The sequence below is a fragment of the Lyngbya sp. CCY1209 genome, assembly GCF_055795065.1.
The window spans coordinates 1-330 of the sequence record NZ_JAYFER010000042.1; the positions used below are offsets into that span (position 1 = coordinate 1).

Genomic DNA, 330 nt, shown 5'->3' on the forward strand with positions numbered 1-330 from the left:
TTGGCATCGTGACAGTGGCGGTGCAGCAGTTGGAGGTTCTTGTAATCATCCTTTCCGCCTAGGCTTCTAGGGATGATGTGGTCGGTCTCCACTTGGTCTTCTATAGTGAAATGCTGTCCGCACCATTTGCATTTGCCTTTCTGGTCTTTCAGCAGTCGGGCTTCTTGGTTTGGGATTTCTGCTGATTTCCCTCTCCTTGTTGCCCAGTAGACCCAGTTTCCGTCATATGTTGATGCGTCTGGTCTGACCAGCTTGTGGTAGACAATGGGAGTCCAGGCGTGTTTTTGGAGTCGTAGACCATCCTTAGTTTGGAATATCCACTTATCCTTC

1 protein-coding gene is annotated in these 330 nt (G+C 49.4%); it reads right to left on the bottom strand.

Features of this window, described 5'->3' with window-relative positions; translation table 11 throughout:
• Positions 1-330 (bottom strand): HNH endonuclease (locus AC0QHF_RS00200; protein WP_473113491.1); only part of this gene is annotated, 330 nt, incomplete at both ends.